The organism is Ktedonobacter racemifer DSM 44963 (assembly GCF_000178855.1).
In the GTDB taxonomy this organism is placed as follows: domain Bacteria; phylum Chloroflexota; class Ktedonobacteria; order Ktedonobacterales; family Ktedonobacteraceae; genus Ktedonobacter; species Ktedonobacter racemifer.
The window spans coordinates 191,812-215,256 of record NZ_ADVG01000002.1 but is presented as its reverse complement, the minus strand read 5'-3'; the positions used below and the strand labels follow the sequence as shown (position 1 = coordinate 215,256).

Below are 23,445 nucleotides of genomic sequence, written 5' to 3'. Positions count from 1 at the left end.
TTAATAAATTTTAACACAATATGTTGTGTTAGCTGCTTTTGTGATATGATGAGGAAACGCGTAAAAGCACCTGGTAGGTACGCGCAGAAAGGCAAGTGTAAGGCCACCTGAGGCCATATGCAGGGAGGATTTATGAGGGCAGAAATTATTTCGTGTGGAACCGAGCTATTGTTAGGACATATCTCAGATACCAACGCCACGTTCCTGGCGCAGAGCCTGGCGAGCCTGGGCGTTGATTTATATCATGTCTCGCAGGTGGGTGATAATCAGGAGCGCGTCGTGGAGACACTGCGCCGTGCTCTGGAGCGGTCGGACCTCGTCGTGATGACGGGTGGTGTTGGCCCAACCGAAGACGACCTGACGCGCGAATCAATCAGCGCGCTGGTGGGCGAGGAGATGCGTGTTGATCCGGTCCTGGAGCAGGAGCTACGTGCGCGTTTCGCGGGTCGAGACATGCCCGAGCGCAATCTCAAACAGGCGACCTTGATTCCTTCGGCGCAGACCCTGCCCAATCCGCGTGGGTCCGCGCCTGGCTGGTTTGTGCAGAAGGATCAGAAGATTATCGTGGCCATGCCAGGTGTCCCTCGTGAGATGTACCGCATGTGGGAAGAGGAGGCGGTCCCGCGCCTGGCTCCCTACCTGGGCGGAACCATTTTTACGCGTATCCTGCGGGTGTATGGCATGGGTGAATCGACCGTCGAGGAGCGCCTGGGTGAATTGATTCATAGCAGCAATCCAACTGTGGCAACCTATGCTAAACCAGATGCCGTCGATGTGCGTATCAGCGCCAAGTCTGCCACGAGCGAAGAGGCTGAGAAACTGGTCTCGGAGGCAGAAGTGCAGGCACGTGAGATCCTGGGTGCGCTGATTTTTGGCACCAATAAGGATACGCTCGCCAGCGTTACCGGAAGCCTGCTCCAGGCGCGTCATCAGACGCTTTCCGTCATGGAGTCGCTTACGGGCGGCCTGCTTGCTAGCACCATCACGGATTTCAAGACCAGTTCCAGCCACTTCATCGGCGGTATTGTTTCCTATAGCACAGACCTTAAAGCGCAGTTTGGCGTGCCACGTGAGACGATTGAGCGCTATGGCGTGGTAAGCGAGGAGACAGCTATCGCGATGGCGAAGGCGGTGCGTATGGAGATAGGGACCGATTTTGGTATTAGTGTGACGGGGGTGGCGGGTCCAGATGAACTTGACGGGAAGCCCGCGGGAACAATGCATATCGCGGTAGCAGGCCCCAATGGGGTGGTCACGGGGATGGGACCCGGATGGAGATCCAGTCGCAGTGACAACAAACGCCATGCCGTCAATACAGCATTAAATCTACTCAGGCTCTATCTAGAGGGACGTGTAGAGCCCAAATAGATTATTACCATTGGGCTGCTGACATGCAGCATCTGTCTCTTGTAAGAGCATATCCTGCATGTTATGATCAGAGCCATGAAAGAATAAGGATCGGGAAAGGTCAGGGGGAGCAAGTGTCCATCTTGCTCCCTCTGGGTATGGGCCTATGGATACAAAGCGCCAAAAGACAAAAATAGCCGCGCGGGAGCGCGGTGAGCCGAAGCGACGTTCACGGTTTCGTATCAGCCGCGCATCGCCGCTCCTAAAGCTTTTTACCGTCCTGGGGCCAGGACTCATCGCCGCGAACGCAGGAAACGATGCCGGTGGTATCGCGACCTTCTCGACTGCGGGCGCCGACTTTGGCTATGGACTACTCTGGGCACTCGTCATCGCAGGCTTTTGCCTGGCGATTGTGCAGGAAATGTGTGCGCGTATGGGGGCTGTCACGGGCAAGGGTTTGGCGGACCTGATACGTGAGCAGTTTGGAGTTAGGTGGGCTGCCCTGGCCATGCTGGCTCTGCTGGTGGCGAATACGGGCGTCACCATCTCCGAATTTATGGGTATCGCGATGAGCGTCCAGGTATTCACGGGTGATGTGCATACCCCCCTGGTGTATATCATTGTGCCGTTAACCGCCCTGGTGCTCTGGTGGTTGGTGATCAAGGGGTCCTATCGCCGCGTTGAAATTATCTTTTTGTTTATGTCCCTCGGATTCCTGGCCTACATCCCGGCTGCGTTCGCTGCCCATCCAAATTGGAGCGAGGTTGGAAGGCAGATTGTCTTTCCTACAATCAGCAGTAATCAGAAATACCTCCTGGCCGCAGTGGCCCTGGTAGGTACCACGATCAGCCCCTATATGCAGTTCTTTGTCCAGGCCTCGGTCGCGGATAAAGGGATACATGCGGGCGAGTACTTCTATGAGCAACTGGATGTCTATAGTGGTACTATTTTCGCGGTCCTCATCGCGATCTTTGTGGTTGTCGTGACCGGCGCGACCCTCTATCCGCACCATCAATCAGTTGAGACAGCGCTGGATGCGGCCCTGGCCCTGAAGGCTTTTGCCGGCCCCTACGCGACGCTCCTCTTCGGCATTGGTCTCTTTGGTGCCTCCCTGCTTGCCGCCGCGGTCCTACCGCTCTCGACCGCCTACGGTATCTGTGAAGCCTTTGGTTTTGAGCGAGGCGTCTCGCGGAGCTTTAACGAAGCACCAGTCTTCCAGAGCATTTTTACAGGTCTGATCATTCTAGGGGTACTGGTAACGCTGATCCCGGGCCTCCCCATCATCCAGGTATTGGTCTTCTTGCAGGGATTGAACGCGGCCATGCTACCGATCCTCCTGGTGTTTATTATCCTGTTAGTCAACAAGCGACGATTGATGGGGCGACGTGTCAATGGAGTGGTGTTTAATATCATCTCCTGGGCGACCGTTATTCTGATCTCGCTTCTAGTCATACTCTGGCTGATCACAAATTATATCCTTCCGGCTTTTTCCGGTTAACCAGTCCATGCCAGCATGGGCCCTACAGGTTTCACTGTCTGGAATAGCATTAAAAGATTGAATGTTATTATCTGTAGTATGAGATGTGTATGCGCGAAGCAGCGCAGAATCGAGGCCATTGCGTGAACGAAGACAGAAATAATCCCTTTGAATATACTTACAGGGAGTTTGGCGGGCAGGAGAACGAGGAGGAGCAGGAACCGAAACAGTATATGCAGCCTGGTTTTTATGCGCCACCTCCCAGGGAAGAGGCCGACAAGATCTATCCCGAGCAGGCTGCTAGCGCCTCCACATCGTCTTATAGCCCTTACCAGGTTTATAACCCCTATGCCGCGAGGGAACAGCAAACTGTTTCTGTCCAGCCTGAAGTCACAGGTGCGTACCGGGGGCCACAAAGCCTGGAGGGATACACCACCGATGTGGGCGTAGAGCAGCAAGAGGCGGCCAGGCGTGGAAGTGCCGAGGGTGGAAAAAAGAAGCGAGGTGGCCTGGCTGGCATCGGCACAGGTATTGTGGCGCTGTTTTCCTGGTTACTCAAGTTCAAGGGTCTGGCGATATTGCTCAAGTTTGGTTGGGCAGGCTTCTCGGCCCTCATCACCATTGGCCTGTACTCCATCATCTTTGGCTGGCAGTTTGCCGTTGGCATTGTGGCACTCTTGTTTATTCATGAGCTTGGGCATGTCTTGATTCTTAAGCTCAAAGGCATGCCAGTTGGCGGAATTGTCTTTATACCGTTCGTTGCTGCATTGACGCTTCTACAGCAGGCTCCAACCAATGCCAAAGATGATGCGGAGATTGGTATTGGTGGACCTATCGCAGGTGCGATCTCGGCAGGGGTCTGCCTGGCTATTGCTGAAGTACAGCCCGATCCACGCAACATCTGGATGGCTCTGGCCTACTTTGGCTTCTTTATCAACCTGTTTAATTTGATCCCGGTTATGCCCTTTGATGGAGGGCGCGTTCTGGGCGCGGTCGACCGCCGCATCTGGATTGCGGGCTTTATTCTCTTGTTAGGCTTCGAGGTCTGGGAGTGGATGCACGGAAACTTCTCGCTCTGGCTAGTCTTGATCCTGATAATAGCGGTCTCTCAGCTCTTTTCTGCGCGCTTCCGCTCAAATAGCCCACAGATGAAGGCGTTCTATACGGTCCCGATATCGACGCGTATCCTCATCTCTGTGCTCTACTTTGGCCTGGCGGCGGTGCTCTTCCTGGGTATGTCAATTGCGCAGGGGATGCTTGTCATCAATTAATGCACAGCACAAAAAAGCAGGGCAGCCCTGATCAGGGCTGCCCTGCTTTTTTGTGCTGTGCATTAATGTTTACTACGAACCTCGACGCCGGCCATCTCTTCCAGGACCTGCATGAGCGCGGTATAGTCATCGCGCCCATGTCCCGAGGCGCGGGTCATTTCGAAGAGCTGGCGCGCCATCGCCGTCATGGCCATGGGCGTTTGATTCTCAGAGGCCAGGTCGAGCGCTAGGCCCAGGTCTTTATGCAGCAGGTCGGTCATAAAGCCGGGCTGGAAGCTGCCGTTGAAGGCGCGCAGGGGGAACTGGTTTGCGAGCTGCCAGCTCGCGCCAGTGCTGACGCCAACGACCTTTGCCATCGCGTCGACATCCGCGCCAGCTTTGACACCCAGGACAAAGGCCTCGGCGATGGAGGCGGCAATGGTGCCACAGAGGATATTGTTGACGATCTTCACGATCTCGCCCGCGCCACTGGGGCCGACGTAGAAAATATTCTCCTTCTTGCCCATGGCCTCAAGGACCGGGCGCGCTTTCTCAAAGATCTCCTCTTCGCCGCCAACCATGATCGAGAGCGTGCCATTGATCGCGCCCTGGGAGCCGCCGCTAACCGGCGCGTCGAGGAAGTGAACTCCTCGCTCGCCAGCCTGGGCGTGCAGTTTGCGTGTCATGCTGGGCGAGATGGTGCTCATATCGACCACTATCAGCCCTTTGCGCGCCCCCTCGAGCACTCCCTGGGGGCCGGCGACCACCTCCTCGACATCGGGGGAGTTAGTGACCATCGTAATTACTATCTCTGAGGCCATAGCCAGGGCACGCGGTGAGGGAGCCTGTTTGGCCCCCGCCTGCAAGACCTCCTGAACGCCTGCTCTCTTGGGATGGCGCGCGAAGATGGTGACCTCGTGCCCGTTTTTGAGAAGATTGAGGACCATGCCGCGCCCCATGACACCGATACCAATAAAGCCGACTTGCATAGTGTCTATTCCTTCCTGCACTTTACTCAATTTCAATAATGACAGCTCCTCCTGGCACCACCGCACCCTCCTGGTAATTGACGCGCTGTACGCGACCGGCGTAGGGGGCGATAATCGAGTGTTCCATTTTCATCGCACTCAAGACAGCCAGTACCTGGTGCGCCTCTACTTGCTCGCCTGAATGCACCTGGATTTTGACCAAGGTTCCCGCCATGGGAGCTTTCAACGTCTTTTGCGCGTTTCCCTGTCCACCCTCACGGGCCGTGGTCGCAACATCAGGGGCGCGCCGTCCTTCAAGCCTATAGCTCTCTCCGCGATACGCGATCAGCGTCTCCTCCCCTTTGCGCAGGGATGAGAGTTTACTTTGTTGGCCCGCGCGCGTGAGTAGATAGCTATGGGCCGAGAGTGCCAGGCAACTGATGTGTTCCTGTGGGCCGTCATCGATACTTACCCGCCAGTTCTGCGACTGGGGGAAAGTATGCCTGCCCTCTATTGTATCCCAAAGCGGGGTCAGTGTGATGGTATGACGCTGCTCTGCGTAGAGATAGGTCCGTGTGTACGCGCCACCTGGCATACGCCAGGGACCCAGGCTCTGCCAGGGAGACGCACCTGTAAAGGCAGATGTTGAGGAGAGCGCGGGTGTAAGATCGGCAAGCGCGGCGACGATCAGGACCTCAGTTGGGAGTGGCTCCGGGGCCGTGGAGGTAAGCATATCTTGCTCATCGAGGAAGCTGGTATGCGTCTGCCCCTCGCGAAAGGCGGTATTGGTGCTGATCTTTTGCAACAGCGATAGATTGGTGGTAACACCCAGGAGGGCTGTCTGCTCAAGGGCGCTGCTCAGGCGCTCCAGGGCGGCGAGGCGATGTTCTCCATAGACGATGAGCTTGGCCAGCATGGGGTCGTAGTACTGGGTAACGTCATCGCCAGACTCCACTCCGCTATCAACACGGATACCTGGTCCCTGTGGGGACGCAAAGAGCTCCACGGTGCCGGTTGAAGGCAGGAATTGTTGCTGTGGGTCTTCCGCGTAGAGGCGGACCTCGATGGCATGTCCACGAGTGGTAATCTGCTCTTGCGTAAAGGCGAGTGGCTCGCCAGAGGCAATCAAGAGCTGGTGGCGCACCAGGTCCAGCCCCGTTACCAGTTCAGTAACCGGGTGCTCAACTTGCAGGCGCGTATTCATCTCCAGGAAGTAGAAGTTGCCATCGTCGTCGAGCATAAATTCCAGCGTGCCCGCGTTGACATAGCCCGCGGCCGAGGCGATGCGCACGGCGGCCTCCCCCATCTCGGCACGTAGCCTGGGGGTAAGTGCTACTGACGGGCTCTCCTCGACAATCTTCTGGTGGCGGCGCTGAATAGAGCATTCACGCTCACCCAGGTAGACCAGGGTGCCGTATTTATCGCCCATGACCTGGATCTCAACGTGGCGTGGGCGCAGTATCAGGCGTTCCAGGAAGACGGTGTCATCGCCGAAGGCTGCCCCAGCCTCACGTTGGGCACCCGCCAGTTGTTCTGGCAGCTCCTGGAGGGAGTTTACCACGCGCATGCCTTTGCCACCACCGCCCGCCGATGCCTTGATGAGCAGCGGAAAGCCGATATGCTCGGCCTCCGCCAGGAGGGTATCTGCATCCTGGCGCTCCCCGTTATAGCCTGGAACTATAGGCGCTCCAACCCGCTCAGCGATCTGTTTGGCTGCGATTTTTGAACCCATCAGGCGCATAGCGGAGGCTGGCGGACCAATAAAGACAATCCCAGCTTGCTCGCATGCTTCGGCGAAATCGGCATTCTCTGAAAGGAAGCCGTACCCGGGATGGATGGCCTCGGCGCCACATTGGCGCGCGATCTCCAGGATGATATCTCCGCGCAGATAGCTCTCGCTTGCGGGGGCGGGACCCAGACGATAGGCCTCATCAGCCTCACGGACATGGCGAGCCTGGCGGTCGACATCAGAGTAGATAGCAACGGTCCGGATACCCATCACGCGACAGGTAGCCTGGATGCGAACGGCGATCTCGCCACGGTTGGCGATGAGAATCTTCTTAAACATATGCTTTTCCCACGTCATTGTAGTGCATGTATGACAAGGTTTTAGTTGATGGAAGTAATCCAGTTGGGTCGACGTTTCTCCAGGAAGGAGCGCAAGCCCTCCTGGCCCTCGGGGCTGACGCGTAGCTTCGCGATAGTTGCCGCCGTCAAGCGGCGCGCCTCATCATGTGGCATTGTACCTACGCTCAGCGCCAGCATTTTGCAGACGCGCGCCGCCTGAGGGGCGCTGGTTAAGAGCTCAGCGAGGGTTTTCTCCAGCGCCTCGTCTAACTCCTCGGCGGGCGCTATGGCATGTACCAGGCCGATACGTTGCGCACGCTCGGCATCAAAGCGCTCACCAGTCATGAAGAGGGCGCGGGCCTGGCTCTCGCCGATTTTGCGCATGACATAGGGCGAGATGGCTGCGGGCGCGATGCCCAGCTTGACCTCGCTTAGGCCAAAGCGGGCGGTCTGCGTGGCGATAACAATATCGCAGACCGCGATGAGGCCCACTCCACCTCCCATCGCGGCGCCATTGACGCGTCCGATGACGGTGCAGGTACATGTATTGATAGTATGTAAGAGGTCTGAGAGAAAGAGTGCCTCCTCCAGATTTTGCTCCTCGGTATAATGAATGCTCTGCTGCATCATACTGACATCCGCGCCAGCGCAGAAGACGCTGCCCGAGCCTGTAAGCACGATAGCATGCAGGCGATCATCCATCCCCAGGGTCTGGAAGGCCTGCACCAGCTCTTGCATCGTCTGTGTATTGAAGGCATTACGAACCTCTGGCCGATTGAGCGTCACCCGAGCTACGCGATCCTGATGAGTATAGGTAATCGTCAGATGTTGATAGTCTAGCATAGTCTCTCCTGCGTTAGAACCACCTGAGTCGGCGGAAGACAACGACCAGTCCAATAGTGAGTCCAAGCATAAGAAAAAGGACGGCAAAGTAGCCATACTCCCATTTTAACTCAGGCATGTTCTCAAAGTTCATGCCGTAAATGCCAGGGACCAGGGCATCTACCATCAAAATGATCGAGGCTGCCGTCATAGTGCGCATGACTTTATTGAGCTCATTTGAGGCGAGGGTCAGATTGGCATCCATCGTGCTGCTTAACTGATCACGATACAGATCAACCGTATCGGCCAGGCGCGCGATATGATCGTAGATGTCGCGAAAATAGACGTTGATGCGCTCATCAAAAATCGGGCTATCGTGATCCGTCAAAACATTCAGGATATCTCTCTGTGGCGTGACCACGCGGCGTAGCGCCAGAAATCTCTTGCGCAGCGTCAAGAGCTTGAGGGCGGTATCGCGTTCGCGTAACTGGCCCCGCCGGATATAAAACTGGTTCTCAATATCCTCTGTCTGATCAACAAGGGCATCGACAACCGGGAAATAGCCATCAACCAGGGTATCGAGAAAAGAGTAGAGGAGAATACCCGTTCCCCAGTGTAATTGTTGCGCGTTGCGTGTCCAGCGCAATTGAATCTCTTTGAGATCTTCAATAGGTTTTTCGTGTACCGTAAGCAGGTAATGTTTGCTCAGAAAGATATCAATCTCGCGCAAGTCAAGCTCGCCTGTCTCTGCCTCAAGATGGGCCGCGTAAAAGACGACGAAGTAGAAGTTATCGTATTCCTCAATTTTTGGCCGCTGGTGCTCATGGGTGGCATCCTCAAGCGCGAGCGGGTGGAGTTGGAACTCCACGCCCAGTTTAGCCAATTCCTCCTTTGTGGGGTCCTGCAAGTCAACCCAGAGGAAGATGTCATCGTTGTCTTTGCATTGACTCAGCTCATTGAGGTCAGTAATGGAATGGAAGGTCTGCTGTTTTTTATCGCAATATGTGCCTCGGATCATGGATAATCCTTTCCTGTTTGGGTGTTGGCCTGCCTTGAGAGGCGCGAAAGCGCTACTAAAATGATACGCATAAGAACGCCAGGTCGTCGAGGGAGCCTTCCTTTTGTTCTATATGTCATCTCTCAGGGACAGGCACTACCCGCCAGATCAGGGGCGCTAGCTCTCTACACGTTGACACCTGGCTACATGCGGAAGACGCCGAAGGGTGTCTCGGGTAGTGGCGCATTGAGCGAGGCTGCGATTCCAAGCGCCAGCACCTTGCGCGTATCGCGGGGGTCGATGATGCCATCATCCCAGAGGCGCGCCGTACTGTAGTAGGGATTGCCCTCTTCCTCGTATTTATCGAGAATGGGCTGCATAAAGGCCGCCTCTTCCTCGGGCGTCATACTCTTGCCGCGTGCCGCGAGACCCTCTTTGCGTACCGTTGCCAGCACAGTTGCTGCCTGCAAACCACCCATAACCGAAATGCGTGCATTAGGCCACATCCAGAGCTGGCGAGGGGAATAGGCACGCCCACTCATCCCATAGTTGCCGGCACCAAACGAGCCACCAATAATCACCGTAAAGCGTGGGACGGGTGCGTTGGCGACCGCCATAACCATCTTGGCGCCATCTTTAGCGATGCCGCCATTCTCATACTGACGTCCAACCATAAAGCCAGTAATGTTTTGCAGGAAGATTAGCGGCGTCTGGCGCTGCGCGCATAGCTCAATAAAGTGCGTGGCCTTAAGCGCACTCTCGGAGAAGAGGATGCCGTTATTGGCGATGATGCCCACCGGATAGCCCATCAGGCGCGCGAAGCCACACACCAGCGTCGTACCGTAGAGCTCTTTAAACTCGTGAAAATCGCTATCATCGACCAGGCGGGCAATGACCTCGCGTACATCATAGCTCTTGCGTGGATCACGTGGTACCAGCCCCAGGAGCTCATTGGCGTCATAGCGTGGGGGGCGTGGCGGGCGAACCTCCCAGGGGAGATACTTGCGCTGATTGAGGTGCGAGACGATGCTGCGACAGATGGCCAGGGCGTGCTCATCGTTCATGGCGTAGTGATCGGTCACACCCGAGGTGCGACAATGGACATCCGCACCGCCCAGGTCTTCCGCGCTGACCTCTTCGCCGGTCGCCGCTTTGACCAGGGGAGGGCCTCCTAGAAAGATCGTCCCATTGCCACGCACAATGATGGTCTCATCGCTCATAGCCGGGACGTAGGCTCCGCCAGCGGTACAGGAACCCATGACCACCGCGATCTGTGGGATGCGCTGGCTCGACATGCGTGCCTGGTTATAGAAGATGCGCCCGAAGTGGTCGCGGTCGGGAAAGACCTCGGCCTGCAAGGGGAGATAGGCCCCACCCGAGTCGACCAGGTAGATACAGGGCAGGTGATTCTGTTCGGCGATCTCCTGGGCGCGCAGGTGTTTCTTCACCGTCATGGGAAAATAGGTGCCCCCCTTGACCGTGGCGTCATTGGCGACGATGACGCATTCCTGTCCTTCAACCACGCCAATGCCTGTGACGATACCCGCAGATGGGGCCTCGTTCTCATACATGTCCCAGGCCGCCAGGGAACTAAACTCAAGAAAAGGGGTATCGGGATCACAGAGGAGTTCAATGCGCTCGCGAGGGAGGAGTTTATTGCGCTTGCGGTGCTTGGCCACCGCGTCCTCGCCGCCGCCCTGCTGTACGGTCTGAACTGATTGTTGTAGCTGCTCAAGCAGTTGTTGGAAGGCCTGCGTATTCTCCTGATACTCGGAGCTGGTCGTATCTATACGTGAGTCAAGAATGGCCATAGTAGTGTTGTTCCTCTCAGCAGTGATGTGGGAACCTGAAGCTAGCCTCATTGCTACCTTCTTTCAAAACAGAGGCGCGAGAAGCGCGATTTCGAGAACACGCCCCCAAATGCAGAATAGCACCGCATAGAAACAGCGTCAAGGAAAATGAAGTAGAAGTCAGCGTGTGCGATAAGGGTGCATGCACTCTTATCACACACGCTGACTTCTACTTCTGGTGCTTGGGAGTTCAACAATTTCTATTTGACATCACCATTATTATCGAATTGCATGTTGTAGGCCTCTTCCTCTTCTGGGCTGATTGTTAGAAGAGCGTTAAGTTCCTCAATCTCCCCGACGATCTCCGGGCTGCCTTGCTTTTTATTGCGCATGTTAAAGTGCCGAATAGCATGACAGTTGGCGCATAGGACAATACACTTCTCAATTTCTTGCTTGACTCTATCCAGACTGATCCCGTAACGAATAGCTTCACCAATGGTAAACATCTTGTCCTCTGGATTTCGATGGTGAAAATGTAATGTCGCGGGATGCCGCTCACCACAATCTGTACAGCATAGTTGACTCTTGATATCCTGAATGTACTTTGCGATAGCTGCCTTTCTCTCGCATGCCTTGGCGAGCCGCTTCGCCTTGTTGCGTTGGTGCCAATCACGTTGATAGTTTCGCTGATATTCTTTCCACTCCTCAGACTGATATCGGTTTTTATCTTTGAAGGGCATTAGCTTCCTCCGGCTAGGATTTTAAAATTTCCAGGTGACTAAGTGCAAATCCAATTGCGTTGTCATATATCTTTTCTCTGACTTGCCACTATTAGTTAAGGCATGTAAAGTGTATTTTACACAAGTTTTTGCAAGTTTTTATACGTCTGGATTAGTATACATAGCTTTAATTCTTTCCGTCAAGGCTCATTGACGTAGATTTGCGTTTTGGCTTATAATTACCAGAAAAATGGGGTCCTATTGTGAGTGATAAAGATTTTCTTTCAGTCGAAGAGATCGCGAAGCGTCTGGGCTTAAAAGAAGAAACTATACGCACTTATATTCGTGAGGGATCATTGAGTGCATACCGCTTTGGGAATATTCTTCGTGTCCGTGTTGATGATTTTGAGAAGTTTGTAGAAGCGCGAAAAATCAGGAGAGATGAGGGAAAGTAATTTTTTGAGAAAATACAGTGTCTCTAACTCGAGAAAAATGTTGACAAATGGCTTGAGATCGTGTACTATACAGGCGTGTGAGGTGATTCCTCACCAGGCAGTCTAACTGCGTTCGGGTGTGGCCAAGTGGTAAGGCAGCGGTCTTTGGATCCGCGATCCCAAGTTCGAATCTTGGCACCCGAGCCACTTTTACAACAATGGATAACACCATTCCTCTCAGACATTAGCATGCTAATGTCTGATTTGCTAATTACGGCTTCGGCCAGCGTTAGTAACGGGAAAGCTGCACACTTGCCACTTTTCGCCATCGCGAGAACCTGAAAGGAGACGCGGCGTTGCCTACTACGCCTGACAGGGGTCTCACGCCGCAAAACATACATGCATACTTATGCGACCGTGGTGCTTGCCGCCGGCAAGGGAACACGGATGCGTTCACGTCTACACAAGGTATTACACCGGCTTGCCGGGTCACCTCTTCTTGACCATGTGCTCAAGGCCGTTGAAGCCATTCCTTCTACGTCAGTCTTCGCCCCATTTCATGACACCGTCTCCACTCACCGTCCCGTCGTCGTGCTTGGACATGATGCCGAGGAGGTTGAGGCCGCCTTTGGCGAGCGTTGCCACTATGCCTTGCAGGAAGAACAGCTTGGCACAGGGCATGCCGTGCTGGCGGCGAAAGAGGCCGTTGACGCCCTCTCTCCCCTGCCTGACCTGGTGCTGGTCTGCTATGGCGACACTCCCCTGGTGCGTGCCGAGATATTGGCGCAGATCGTTACCGAGCATATTACGAAGCAGGCAACTATTACCTTCCTGACCGCGTGCAGCGAAGGCCCCTCTGACTTTGGGCGCATTGTGCGCGACGTCTCTGGGCGCGTACAGAGCATCGTCGAGGTCAAGCGGGCCACGCCGGAGCAGTTGCGCATTGACGAGATCAACTCGGGCGTGTACTGCTTTGAGCGCTCCTGGCTCTGGCCCACGTTAGAGGCCCTGCCACGCAACCCGGGCGGCGAGTACTATTTGACAGATTTAGTTGAGATTGCCAGTCAGCAGGGACGTGAGATCGCGACGGTACAGGGGACGCTGGATGACACCGTGGGCATCAATAACCGGGTGCAGCTTGCCCAGGCTGAGCAGTTGTTACGGAGGCGTATTCTTGAGCGTCACATGTATGCCGGGGTAACGATTCTCGACCCGGCGACGACGTATGTTGATGACGAGGTTGAAATCGGGCCTGATACCGTGCTGCTGCCAAATACTATGCTCATGGGCAGAACGGTCATCGGCGCTGAATGTACCATCGGTCCTGGCTCGACGATTGAGCATTCCATGGTTGGCGAGCGCTGTATCATTCGCCAGTCTGTGTTGGAGGAAGCGACGCTTGAGGACGAGGTACGTGTAGGACCCTTCAGCCACTGCCGCCCTGGCGCCCACCTGGCGCGTGGTGTGTACCTGGGGAACTATGCCGAGGTGAAAAATTCCTATCTTGGTCCCCTGACCCAGATGCATCACTTTAGCTACATGGGCGATGCGACCATTGGTAGCGGCACCAATATTGCCGCCGGTTCCATTACATCAAATTTTGATGGTAAAGAAAAACATCGTACAATTATAGGAGAGGGTGCTTTTATTGGTTGTGATACCACGCTGGTGGCTCCTGTCACGATTGGAAATCGTGCGTATACGGGTGCCGGCGCGGTCGTAACCAGAGATGTTCCCGACGATACACTTGTGGCTGGCGTCCCTGCTCGTTTTCTGCGTTCTTTGAAGCAGGAAGAGGATGTAAGCGCGCCCGCAGGTGAAAAGCAATAAAGTGTCTTCGTGTAACCGAACTTTATAAACTTCGTATAAAGTGTATCAGGCACGAACACATTTTGAAAGGCAGTTACAAAACTATGGACGGCCCTGAACTAGGTAGTTTAGCAGCCGCAATCGATTTTCACATACCAAGTCTGGATGGGCAGGCGTGGTTGCAGATTACTATTCTGCTGCTCATGCTCATCTTCTGTGGTGTGGCCTCCGCTGCTGAGACAGCGTTAACTTCTGTCAGTCGTATCAAGCTCAAAAATCTCGTTGAAGAGGGCGATAAGCCCGCCATCGAGATTGAGCGTCTCCTCGCAGAGCCAAATACCTTTCTCTCGACTATTCTCATCGTCAACAGTGTGGCCGTCATTGTGGCCTCCAGCCTGGCGACGGTTCTGGCGCTGCGTTTCTCCTCATCATGGGGTGAGCTGCTTTCTTCGGTGATTACCTCCGCTGTGGTGCTTATCTTTTGTGAGATTACTCCCAAGACCGCGGCAGTGCAGAATCCTATGCGCTGGGCGCGCACCCTGGTTGGCCCCGTCCTGGCGGCGGCCTGGATTCTGCGTCCGCTGGTCACCCTCCTGAGCGTCGTGACTACGGCCCTGGTCCGCCTGCTGGGCGGGCATGTGAAGCGCAAAGGCCCCTTCGTCACGGAGGAGGAACTGCGTATGCTGGTAACCGTGGGCGAAGAAGAGGGAATCCTTGAAGAGGCAGAGACCGAGATGATCCACAGCATCTTCGAGTTCGGCGATACCACGGCCCGCGAGGTGATGGTCCCGCGCATCGATATGATCACCCTTGCCAGTGACGCGACTGTTACCGAGGCGGTGGATGTCGCCATGCAGGGCGGCTTCTCGCGTATCCCAGTCTATGATGCTGAGAAAGGGATTGATGATATTATTGGCGTCCTCTATACCAAAGATATGCTCAAAGAGTTGCGCGAGGGACATGATCACTTGCTGATTCGTGACCTGGCGCGCCCCGCCTACTTTGTCCCTGAAACCAAGAAGCTTGATGGCCTCCTGCGTGAGATCCGCCAGAAACGCGTCCACATGGTCATTGTTGTCGATGAATATGGCTCTGTGACGGGCCTGGCTACCATCGAAGACTTAATGGAAGAGATTGTGGGCGACATCAAAGACGAGTATGACCGCGAAGAGAACCTGTATGAGAAGGTGAGCGATGACGAATACGTCTTTAACGCCAAGGTTGGTATCTATGAGTTTAACGAGATCATGGATATGAAGCTTGAGGACGAAGACTATGGCACGCTGGGCGGCTTTGTGTATGCGCAACTGGATAAGATCCCCTCGGTTGGCGATACCGTGCGCTATCAGGGGTTAACCTTTACTGTGCTGGGTACCAAGGGCCGCCGTATTCTGACGATTCGCGTCGAGCGCAAGCCGAAGGAGAAGTCTCAGCCCGAGCAGGGAGAGGTACTGGTCCTTCCCTCACAGCAGGAGCGTGAGAAAAAGGGTGAGGCCGAACAGATCTATACTCCCACGCCAGAGGCGGCCTTTAGCTACCATGAGCAATCTGGAGGTGTCGCATGAGCGTCTCCTGGCCTGAGCGTGTGCGTGTGGTCGAGGTTGGGCCACGTGATGGCTTGCAGAACGAGAAGGCACAGGTTCCAACTGCGGAGAAGATTCGCTTCATCGACCTTCTGAGCGAGGCGGGGCTGCCAGTTGTCGAGGCCACCTCTTTTGTCAGCCCACGCGCCATTCCACAACTGAGTGATGCCAGCGAGGTAATGCAAAGCATCAAGCTCCTGGAGAGCGTGGAATACCCTGTCCTGGTCCCCAACAGCAAGGGTATGGAGCGCGCCCTGGCGGCAGGCGTGCGTGCTATCGCCGTATTTACCGCGGCCAGCGAGGAGTTTACCCGCCATAATATTAACGCGACCATTGCACAGAGCCTGGAGAACTTTCGCCCGGTTATAGAGCTAGCGCGCCAGGAAGGCGTCTCAGTGCGCGGCTATATCTCAACAGTATTTGGCTGTCCCTATGAGGGCCAGGTCGCCCCCGAAAAAGTGGCGGATGTGGCGCTGGCCTTGCTTGAACTGGGGGTAAGCGAACTCTCCCTGGGGGACACGATTGGAGTTGCGACGCCAAAGCAGGTGATTGAAGTACTGGATCTTCTGCTCTCCCACCACAGTATCCCAGCTAGCCAGTTAGCGGTTCATTTTCATGACACGCGTGGCACGGCGCTGGCCAATGTCCTGGCAGCCTTACAGGTGGGGATTACGACTGTGGATTCCTCAGCGGGCGGCCTGGGTGGGTGTCCCTATGCGCCTGGCGCGGCTGGAAACCTGGCGACCGAGGACCTGGTGTATATGCTCAATGGCATGGGGATTGAGACAGGTGTGGACCTGGAGAAGCTCGTCGCGGCAACGCGTACCATCGCCCCCTTTCTTGGTCATACCCCCACAAGCAAGTATTACCAGGCTGCCATGTCTGCCTCTAATTAACGCTATCTTCTTGATGTATACGAGATGCCCTTGCACCTGTGGTGGCTCGCCCTGGTAGACATGTAATACGCCCTGACAGCTGAAGGCTGTCAGGGCGTATTACATGTCTACCAGGACGAGAATGCTAGTCTTAGTGGTTTTGCAGGTACTTGAGGGCTGCGATCAACTGGGTGTCGCTGCTGCCCAAGATCTTTTGGAGTGAGTAGTTGCCGCTGTTCTCATCGGCGGGAGTAAGTGGCGCACCACTGCCTGGCAATTTGACGACCTGGTTAGGTTCAACACCGTTGTCGCGGATGAACTTTCCTTTCGGTGTAAGCCATTCCTGGACGCCAAGCAGGATTGCCGAGCCATCCGAGAGGGAGTACTGCTGCAGAACCGTTCCGGTTCCAAAGGTATGTGGATCACCGATGACGAAGGCGCGGTTATTGTCTTTGAGGGCCGCGGTAACGATCTCCGCTGCGCTGGCCGAGTTAGCATTGACCAGGACAACGAGCGTACTCTGGGTATCAATCGTATTGCCAGTAACGGGTACCGGCGTTTCCTGTCCGGTGCTATTTTTCTCAATCAGCACGTTGCCGCTCTTGACGAACATGCTGGCGATCTGTGTAGCCTCGTTGAGATAGCCGCCTGGATTATCGCGCAGGTCGAGGATATATTTCTTCGCGCCTTTATCTTTGGCCTGTTGGAGGGCGGTACGCAACTGGTCGGAGACGCCATTGGTAAACTGCACAATCTGAATGTGTGCGACATGCTCTTCAGGGATATAGTGCATAATTACGCTGGGGACATTGATTTCCTTGCGTTCGATCTTAAAGGTGAGCGGCTGGTTTTGTCCCGGGCGTTGGACCTTGATGGTGACGCTTGTGCCGGCGTCTCCCTTGATCAACTGGCTGACCGTTGTGGTATCCTTGCCACGCACATCCTGCCCGTTGACCGAGAGCAGGATATCGCCGCGCTTCAGTCCCGCACCCTCAGCAGGGGCGCCGGGGATGGTACTCGCAATGGAGAGGTCCTTGGTTTTGGGATCCTGGTGCAGGTAGATACCGATTCCGATGAATTTGCCGCTCAATTGCTGATTCTCGGACTGGACCTCTTGAGGCGTCATAAAACGCGTATGTCCTCGATCCTTCAGGGAATCAACCATGCTGCGGATCGCGGAGTAGGACATGTCCTTGTAATTGACGGCCTTGCGATCAACATAATGCTGGTCGATAACGTTCCAGGCTTGCTGAATGAGGTTAGAATAAGCTCGCGAATCAGTGCTGCTGGGAGTGGAAAATGAATTGCCGAAAAGCTGGTGCGCGAACCAGCCGCCAAAGAAGGCAAGCACGACGAGTGCGACCAGGGTCAGAGCCTGGGCGAAGATGCGGCCAAGATTGCGCCGTTTGGGGCGCTGATGCCCGGCTTGCGGTACTCCAGGCTGTTGCTGGTAGGGGTTATAGGGAGCGTAAGGGAAGCCGGGCATCCCCCCAGGCTGTGCGGGGGGAGGGGGCAACTGGTTCAGATCATCATATGCTGGAGGTTGAGGGGGCATGGAATTGCCATGCTGCTCTTCGTACCAGCGGGGGTCATCATATCTACTCACCAACAAACCTCCGTGTGGCATTATGTTGTGTATACGGGAAACGATAGAATTCTCCAAAGTAGTGTATATTGTTGCTTATGTATCTACTATGAAATGTGATTCTATCTTAGTTGCGTTATGCGCAAAAGTCAATTCTTGAAAAGGGAAAGTACCTGGAGGCCATAAAAAAAGAGAGCATAGCTTACAACCTATGCTCTCTTTTTTTGTGGCCTGATAGTGACTTCTTCTGCCATGCTGTTTTCCTTTAGCTCTACGGAACGATCGTAAAGAGGACAGACAGACAGAAAAGAGCGACCGGGCGCAGAGTAGCGCTTATGGTGTCGCGTCCTTTGCATCGCTGCTTTGAGGCGTTTCTTCAGCGGGAGTATCGCTAGCTGTTTGCTTGTCAGAGGGAGGGGGAGTTTGTTTCTTGGGCGGTTCCCAGCCGGGAGCACGAGAAAGGATCATTGACATCATACGCCCTTCCATTGAAGGAGTACGCTCAATGGTCACGGTCCCTTTCAAGACTTCGGCGATGTCGTCGAGCAAGCGGCGGCCAATTTCAGGGTGGCGCATCTCTGCCCCACGAAACTGGACGCTGACCTTGACTCTGTCGCCTTCAGCAAGGAACTGTTGGATTTTGCGTGTCTTGACCTCGATATCATGGTCATCGGTACGAGGGCGCAGGCGAATCTCTTTGACGGTAACAATCTTCTGCCTTTTGCGGGCCTCGTTCTCTTTTTTGTTCTGATCGTATTTGAAGCGACCGTAGTCCATCAGTTTACATACGGGTGGAACTACATTAGGAGATACCTCGACCAGGTCAAGGTCACGTTCGCGTGCGATATCAAGAGCACGCATCGGGGGCATCACTCCCAACATCTCGCCATTTTCATCGATAACGCGCACCTCACGAGCACGGACGCGTTCGTTGGTACGTGTCTCACGTGGTCTGTTGTCGTTGCCACGAAAGTCCCTGTTAATAGGCCGAACCTCCTCTTCGGTGATGAGTGAATATTGAATGACATTCCGTTATACATCACGTTTGCTCGTTAACCTGAGCGGTAATATCCCTGCTCATGGTTTCAAGCACATGACATACTGATCCGCTATCGTCCAGCAGCGAATGGTACTAGTATACTACGGGAGAAGCTGGTTTGCAAGAGCGCAATATGGGCTAAAGGATAAGGAAGAGCTGGGGGATATGAGCCTCCCAACTCTTCCTTATCCTCATCGTATCAGGCTACCTTCGTTGTCGAAAGCCCCTTTGTTGAGGTTGTCCCGCTTAGCTGTTGGCAGCGTTGACCTTGATGGTGCGAGCGCGAGCATGCTCCGCTTTGGGTAGGCGCAGGGTCAGGATACCATCCTTGTAGGTCGCCTCGGCGCGCTCGGAGTTGATGGGCGAAGGAACAGTAAAGCTCTGCTGGTACGCCCTCTTCTGGATGCCATGATAACGCACGGTTGCATTCTCAGGAATCTCCACTTCCGTCTGCCACTTCAGGCTCACGACATCCTGCTGGACGTTGATCTCGACGTTCTCAGGATTGGCACCAGGCATAGGCACCTGGAGGGTGAAGTCCTCAGCCGTCTCATACAGGTTGACGGGCTGGACGCGATTGAAGGAAGTGGTAGCGCGTGGCGTAATCACGCTATCCTCAAAGAGGCGATCCATCGCTTCGCGCAGAGAAACGAACTCATTGAAAGGTTTGTAGCGAGTAATGTTGGCCATTGTATAGTTCTCCTTATTACTACAGAAAGCGTAGTGTATTGTATATGCGCGGACGAGGTCTTTAGGCCCTCGCCCGTCTGTTTGTATATCTCTCGTTCACTGTCGATAGTATACTTCACGAAGTGTTAGAGGAACGTAAAAGGTATATAAGAGGAGTGTTAGAAAACTTGATAGTAAGACTATCAAGTTGCCCTACTCGACGAGAGTGAGCTATTTTGCTACAATGCTCTTAATAAATTTTTCGCAGAATGCGTAAAAAAGAGCTATAGCATGCGCAAATTTGTACGCTGAGAGGTTTGTTGAGGTGTCTGTACAAGAGAAACCAATGACGCAACTAATTGACTATGTGCTGACACGCGGTGTCGCGCAGGTGGAAAAAGAGGCAGACCTGCGTCGTCTGCTGCTGGAAGGCAATAACGGAGAGCCGCTACGCATCAAACTGGGTGTTGATCCCACGCACTACGACCTCACGATTGGCCATGCCGTCGTGTTCCGCAAGCTGCGCCAGTTCCAGCAACTGGGGCATAAGCCGGTCGTGGTTATCGGCGACTGGACGGCGCGCCTGGGTGATCCCAGCGGGCGTGTAGAGGCGCGTAAACCCCTGACCGAAGAGCAGGTAAACGCCAATGCCGCCACCTATCTCGACCAGTTCTTCCGCATCGTGGATCGCGAGAAGACCGAGGTACGGCGCCAGAGTGAGTGGTTCGATTCCTTCTCCCTGGGAGATGCGATCAAGCTGCTCGGGTATAAGACGGTAGCCCAGATGCTCGAGCGCGATGACTTCTCCAAGCGCTATAAGAGCGGGATTGAGATCTACCTGGCCGAGTTTATGTATCCGCTGCTCCAGGGCTATGACTCCGTGGCGCTGCGGGCCGATGTCGAGTTGGGCGGTACCGATCAGACCTTTAACCTCCTGGTGGGTCGCGAATTGCAGCCAACCTTTGGTCAGAAGTCGCAGCAGATCCTGACCGTCAACCTGATCGTAGGCCTGGATGGCGTTAAGAAGATGGGCAAGTCGCTGGATAATTATATTGCCATCACCGCGCCCGCCAATGATATGTATGGCAAGCTCATGTCGCTGCCCGACCATGCCATGCGCACCTACTTCGAGGCTCTGACCGATGTCTCGACCGAGGAGCTAAATGAGTTTGAGCGCAAGATTCAGGAGGGCACGCTCAATCCTCGCGACGTGAAGCGACGTATGGCCCGCGAGATTGTGACCGAGTTCCACACGCTGTCCGAAGCCCAGGAGGCGGAAGAGGCCTTTATTCGCCAGTTCTCCGAGCGCAAGTTGCCAACGGATATTCCTTCATATACCGTGAGCGAGCCTACCAATATCGTGGCTCTGATGGTTACCGCAGGGCTGGCAGCCAGTAATAACAAGGCGCGCGAGTTGATCAAGCAGGGTGGCGTCTCGATTTTCTTGCAGGGCGAGAGCGGCGAGGCCACGCGCATCACCGATGGCGAGTTTATCGTCCCGGTGGCACCTGGCGCGATCCTCAAAGTGGGTAAGCGTCAGTACCTGCGCCTGACGGCCTAAGTAAACATAAGAAGGAAGAGTGCTCGCGTGCCCTTCCTTCTTTTTTCGTGAATTGCATTGATGCTAGTCAACATATGGCGCACACTTGCGTGCTCTATGTGATGAGGAGAATAGTGAGATATGCCAGAGGCGGTAATTGGCGTAATTGGCGGCAGTGGGCTCTACCAAATGGAGGGAATGAGCGAGGTTGAGGAGATCCAGGTTGAGACACCTTTTGGCGCACCCAGCGATGTGATTACAGTCGGTAAGGTTGAGGGTGTGCCCATGGCCTTCTTGCCCCGCCATGGGCGCGGGCATCGCCTGAGTCCGAGCGAGGTGCCCGTGCGTGCGAATATCTGGGCCTTGAAGAGCCTGGGTGTCCAGTACGTAGTCTCTGTGAGCGCCGTAGGCAGCCTGCGCGAGGACTATGCCCCACGTGACCTGGTGATTCCTGATCAGCTCTTTGATCGCACGAAGAGTCGCGTGAATAGCTTTTTTGAAGGTGGAATTGTCGTTCACTGTCCCTTCGCCGACCCTTTCTGTCCCGACCTGAGCACCTTACTGCTCCAGAGCGCGCAAGAACTGGGCGATGTGACCGTGCATGAGGGTGGCACCTATGTCTGCATGGAAGGCCCGCTCTTCTCAACGAAGGCCGAATCTAATACCAATCGTAAGCTTGGCTTCGACCTGATCGGCATGACCGCCTTGCCCGAGGCAAAATTGGCCCGCGAAGCCGAGCTATGCTATGGCATGATCGCCTGCGTGACCGACTATGATTGCTGGCATGATACCCATGACGCGGTCACAGTCGAGATGGTTGTCGCCAATCTAAGTGCCAACGTCGCCAACGCCCAGCGTATCCTGCGTGCCGTGGCGCAAAAGGTCGCGTTCGGGCGCGAAGATGCCGCCTGCCAGTGTGGGACCGCCCTGGCCAGCGCCATCATGACTGATCCCTCACGCATCCCGACCGACGTGAAAGAAAAGTACAGCCTGCTTGTAGAGAAGTATCTCTCCTAGCACTCTTGCTGTGGTCAGTGTCCCTTCGTGCCTGCGGCGCTCAGGAGATAAGATGAGTGTGCATGGGAAATGGCCATGGCCATTTCCCATGCACACTCATCTTATCTAAAGGCTCGCGCAGCGAGCCGAGGCAGCCTACTAAATGAGAATGAAAGGCCCAGGTTTTTGCCCCCAGGGTTTCTCAAAAGTCCTGAAGCAACCAAGCAAGAGCCTCCTCTGGATGAGAGGCAAAACGACGAAGCTGGCGAGCGACGGTGGAAACCCGGTGCAGGTGCATGAGAGAAAGAACCACGTTATTGAGCACGGCCAGCATTTCCATCACCGGAATGAAGCGGACTCGGCAACGGTCCTCCCCAAGGGTGGCATCTCGATGCCAGTGGAGATGATTCTCCACCTTCCAGTGTGCTCGAAGGTAGTGCAGAAGACGTTCTGGAGGACAATGCCTCAGAGAAAGCGTTGTTAACCCGTAGCGAACCTCGCAACTGTGCTTCCCTTTGATCGTTCGTTCGCGCTGTAAGCGAAAGACCTGTCCAATCTCGCCCCAATCCTTGAAGAACAAGCCATTGAGATCGGGACTGCTCATAATCGAGCGACGTTCCAGACGACCATGGCCCTTGTCAAGCTGAGTATACGATTGCCAGGTGCTCTGATCTGCTTGCGGGTCTTCAAAAAACAGTTCGAGGTCCGCGCGAGCAACAGGTGTATTGTCCTTGATGATGAGAATCACCTCCCCTCCAGCTCGTGCGCACCAGCCGAGTCATCTCGTGATAGCTTTGCGCCGCATCAACGGTGATCACTCGCCCTTTACATGTCACCTCGGTCAGAAACGGTTTGAGCGCGCCAACCTCATTCGTCTTAGAGCCAATGGGGATCTGCTGGAGGACCACACCCGTTTCTGCTTCATAAATATGCAGAAGATGTTGTTGGGGATGCTCTCCTCCATATGCCTGCTCCCCAGTGCTTTTGAGCGCTTTGCCATCAATGGCCAGATGGACGTGCTGGTCGTCTGGCTCTCCTTCTCGCTGGTGGCTCATCTGGCGCACAAACCACGCGGCCAGATGAGCATTGACCTGTTGACTGTCTAAGCGTGCCAGGACGTAGCTGTAGGTATTGGCACAAGGCATCCGTTTCCAGGAAAGGTTCACATTCGCGCGGATGACCTTTTCCTGATCCTTTGCCCATTCACTTGCTGCTAGCAGGCTGCTCATCCCCGCCAATTTTGCCAGGACGACCACCAGCAGCACCCCCGCGAGGTCATATTGCCTTCCTCGTGCTTTTCTTCCGTCTCTCAGATGGTGACAAACCTGATACAGGGATTGCATCTGTCTCGACGAGCAGACGGGCTCCCCCTTGTTTTCTTCCAGCAATGTTGTATAGTCCATGCTGAGTCACTCCTTGAATGCTGTGTTTTTTGATGTCATGCATTCTACTGGATTGACTCTTCTTTTTCACCCCTC

At 54.8% G+C, this 23,445-nt stretch carries 20 protein-coding genes and 1 tRNA gene; 10 read left to right on the top strand and 11 right to left on the bottom strand.

Annotation, left to right across the window (positions count from 1 at the left end):
• Positions 1-132 precede the first annotated feature (132 nt).
• From KRAC_RS17330 to KRAC_RS69120, 3 genes are all read left to right on the top strand, one after another.
• Positions 133-1,368: a competence/damage-inducible protein A gene (locus KRAC_RS17330; RefSeq protein WP_007909244.1), complete on the top strand. Its 1,236-nt coding sequence runs from the start codon at positions 133-135 to the stop codon at positions 1,366-1,368.
• A gap of 145 nt (positions 1,369-1,513) precedes the next feature.
• Positions 1,514-2,845, top strand: coding sequence for an Nramp family divalent metal transporter (locus KRAC_RS17325; RefSeq protein ID WP_007909243.1), 1,332 nt, complete (start codon positions 1,514-1,516; stop codon positions 2,843-2,845).
• 89 nt (positions 2,846-2,934) lie between these two features.
• Positions 2,935-4,095, top strand: a complete 1,161-nt coding sequence (locus KRAC_RS69120; RefSeq protein ID WP_007909241.1) for a site-2 protease family protein — start codon at positions 2,935-2,937, stop codon at positions 4,093-4,095.
• Positions 4,096-4,157: 62 nt separating this feature from the next.
• Here KRAC_RS69120 and KRAC_RS17315 read toward each other — a convergent pair whose 3' ends face one another.
• From KRAC_RS17315 to KRAC_RS17290, 6 genes are all read right to left on the bottom strand, one after another.
• Positions 4,158-5,063 (bottom strand): NAD(P)-dependent oxidoreductase, encoded by a 906-nt coding sequence (locus tag KRAC_RS17315; protein ID WP_007909239.1) that lies wholly within the window; start codon positions 5,061-5,063, stop codon positions 4,158-4,160.
• A gap of 22 nt (positions 5,064-5,085) precedes the next feature.
• On the bottom strand, positions 5,086-7,110 hold the full coding sequence (locus KRAC_RS17310; RefSeq protein ID WP_007909234.1) for an acetyl/propionyl/methylcrotonyl-CoA carboxylase subunit alpha: 2,025 nt from the start codon (positions 7,108-7,110) through the stop codon (positions 5,086-5,088).
• Between the two features lie 41 nt (positions 7,111-7,151).
• Positions 7,152-7,952, bottom strand: coding sequence for an enoyl-CoA hydratase-related protein (locus KRAC_RS17305; protein WP_007909232.1), 801 nt, complete (start codon positions 7,950-7,952; stop codon positions 7,152-7,154).
• A gap of 13 nt (positions 7,953-7,965) precedes the next feature.
• Positions 7,966-8,949 (bottom strand): magnesium/cobalt transporter CorA, encoded by a 984-nt coding sequence (gene corA / locus KRAC_RS17300; RefSeq protein ID WP_007909230.1) that lies wholly within the window; start codon positions 8,947-8,949, stop codon positions 7,966-7,968.
• A gap of 182 nt (positions 8,950-9,131) precedes the next feature.
• On the bottom strand, positions 9,132-10,739 hold the full coding sequence (locus tag KRAC_RS17295; RefSeq protein WP_007909229.1) for a carboxyl transferase domain-containing protein: 1,608 nt from the start codon (positions 10,737-10,739) through the stop codon (positions 9,132-9,134).
• 239 nt (positions 10,740-10,978) lie between these two features.
• The gene (locus tag KRAC_RS17290) at positions 10,979-11,458 is read right to left on the bottom strand and encodes a hypothetical protein (protein WP_007909227.1); all 480 of its coding nucleotides are present in this window, start codon (positions 11,456-11,458) and stop codon (positions 10,979-10,981) included.
• Between the two features lie 242 nt (positions 11,459-11,700).
• Here KRAC_RS17290 and KRAC_RS17285 point away from each other — a divergent pair, with 242 nt between their 5' ends.
• The 5 genes from KRAC_RS17285 to KRAC_RS17265 all read left to right on the top strand — a co-directional run bounded on the left by KRAC_RS17285 (position 11,701) and on the right by KRAC_RS17265 (position 16,159).
• Positions 11,701-11,892: a helix-turn-helix domain-containing protein gene (locus KRAC_RS17285; protein WP_007909225.1), complete on the top strand. Its 192-nt coding sequence runs from the start codon at positions 11,701-11,703 to the stop codon at positions 11,890-11,892.
• A gap of 112 nt (positions 11,893-12,004) precedes the next feature.
• Positions 12,005-12,078: transfer RNA gene (locus tag KRAC_RS17280), tRNA-Gln, on the top strand.
• 192 nt (positions 12,079-12,270) lie between these two features.
• A complete protein-coding gene (gene glmU, locus KRAC_RS17275; protein ID WP_007909223.1) occupies positions 12,271-13,701 on the top strand; it encodes a bifunctional UDP-N-acetylglucosamine diphosphorylase/glucosamine-1-phosphate N-acetyltransferase GlmU in 1,431 nt (476 codons plus the stop codon).
• Positions 13,702-13,784: 83 nt separating this feature from the next.
• Complete coding sequence (locus KRAC_RS17270; RefSeq protein WP_007909221.1) at positions 13,785-15,245, top strand: hemolysin family protein; 1,461 nt, start codon at positions 13,785-13,787, stop codon at positions 15,243-15,245.
• Positions 15,242-16,159, top strand: coding sequence for a hydroxymethylglutaryl-CoA lyase (locus KRAC_RS17265; protein WP_007909219.1), 918 nt, complete (start codon positions 15,242-15,244; stop codon positions 16,157-16,159). The genes KRAC_RS17270 and KRAC_RS17265 overlap by 4 nt, the downstream gene beginning before the upstream one ends.
• A 130-nt stretch (positions 16,160-16,289) precedes the next feature.
• On the opposite strand, the gene KRAC_RS17260 is transcribed toward KRAC_RS17265, so the two are convergent.
• The 3 genes from KRAC_RS17260 to KRAC_RS17250 form a co-directional block, all read right to left on the bottom strand.
• On the bottom strand, positions 16,290-17,744 hold the full coding sequence (locus tag KRAC_RS17260) for a S41 family peptidase (RefSeq protein ID WP_007909218.1): 1,455 nt from the start codon (positions 17,742-17,744) through the stop codon (positions 16,290-16,292).
• Positions 17,745-18,056: 312 nt separating this feature from the next.
• Positions 18,057-18,707, bottom strand: a complete 651-nt coding sequence (gene infC, locus KRAC_RS17255) for a translation initiation factor IF-3 (RefSeq protein ID WP_007909217.1) — start codon at positions 18,705-18,707, stop codon at positions 18,057-18,059.
• 301 nt (positions 18,708-19,008) lie between these two features.
• On the bottom strand, positions 19,009-19,452 hold the full coding sequence (locus KRAC_RS17250; RefSeq protein WP_007909216.1) for an Hsp20/alpha crystallin family protein: 444 nt from the start codon (positions 19,450-19,452) through the stop codon (positions 19,009-19,011).
• Between the two features lie 325 nt (positions 19,453-19,777).
• Between KRAC_RS17250 and tyrS the strand changes: the two genes are divergently transcribed.
• Positions 19,778-20,992, top strand: coding sequence for a tyrosine--tRNA ligase (gene tyrS, locus KRAC_RS17245; protein WP_007909215.1), 1,215 nt, complete (start codon positions 19,778-19,780; stop codon positions 20,990-20,992).
• 120 nt (positions 20,993-21,112) lie between these two features.
• Positions 21,113-21,988 (top strand): S-methyl-5'-thioadenosine phosphorylase, encoded by an 876-nt coding sequence (gene mtnP, locus KRAC_RS17240; RefSeq protein WP_007909214.1) that lies wholly within the window; start codon positions 21,113-21,115, stop codon positions 21,986-21,988.
• Positions 21,989-22,169: 181 nt separating this feature from the next.
• Here the strand turns inward: mtnP and KRAC_RS78280 are convergent, their stop codons facing one another.
• Entirely contained in the window at positions 22,170-22,715 is a 546-nt protein-coding gene (locus KRAC_RS78280) for an ISAs1 family transposase (protein WP_052568076.1), read from the bottom strand.
• Positions 22,654-23,370 carry an ISAs1 family transposase gene (locus KRAC_RS78275; RefSeq protein WP_040443781.1) on the bottom strand — a complete coding sequence of 239 codons (717 nt, stop codon included), beginning with the start codon at positions 23,368-23,370 and terminating at the stop codon, positions 22,654-22,656. The genes KRAC_RS78280 and KRAC_RS78275 overlap by 62 nt, the downstream gene beginning before the upstream one ends.
• Positions 23,371-23,445: the final 75 nt, after the last annotated feature.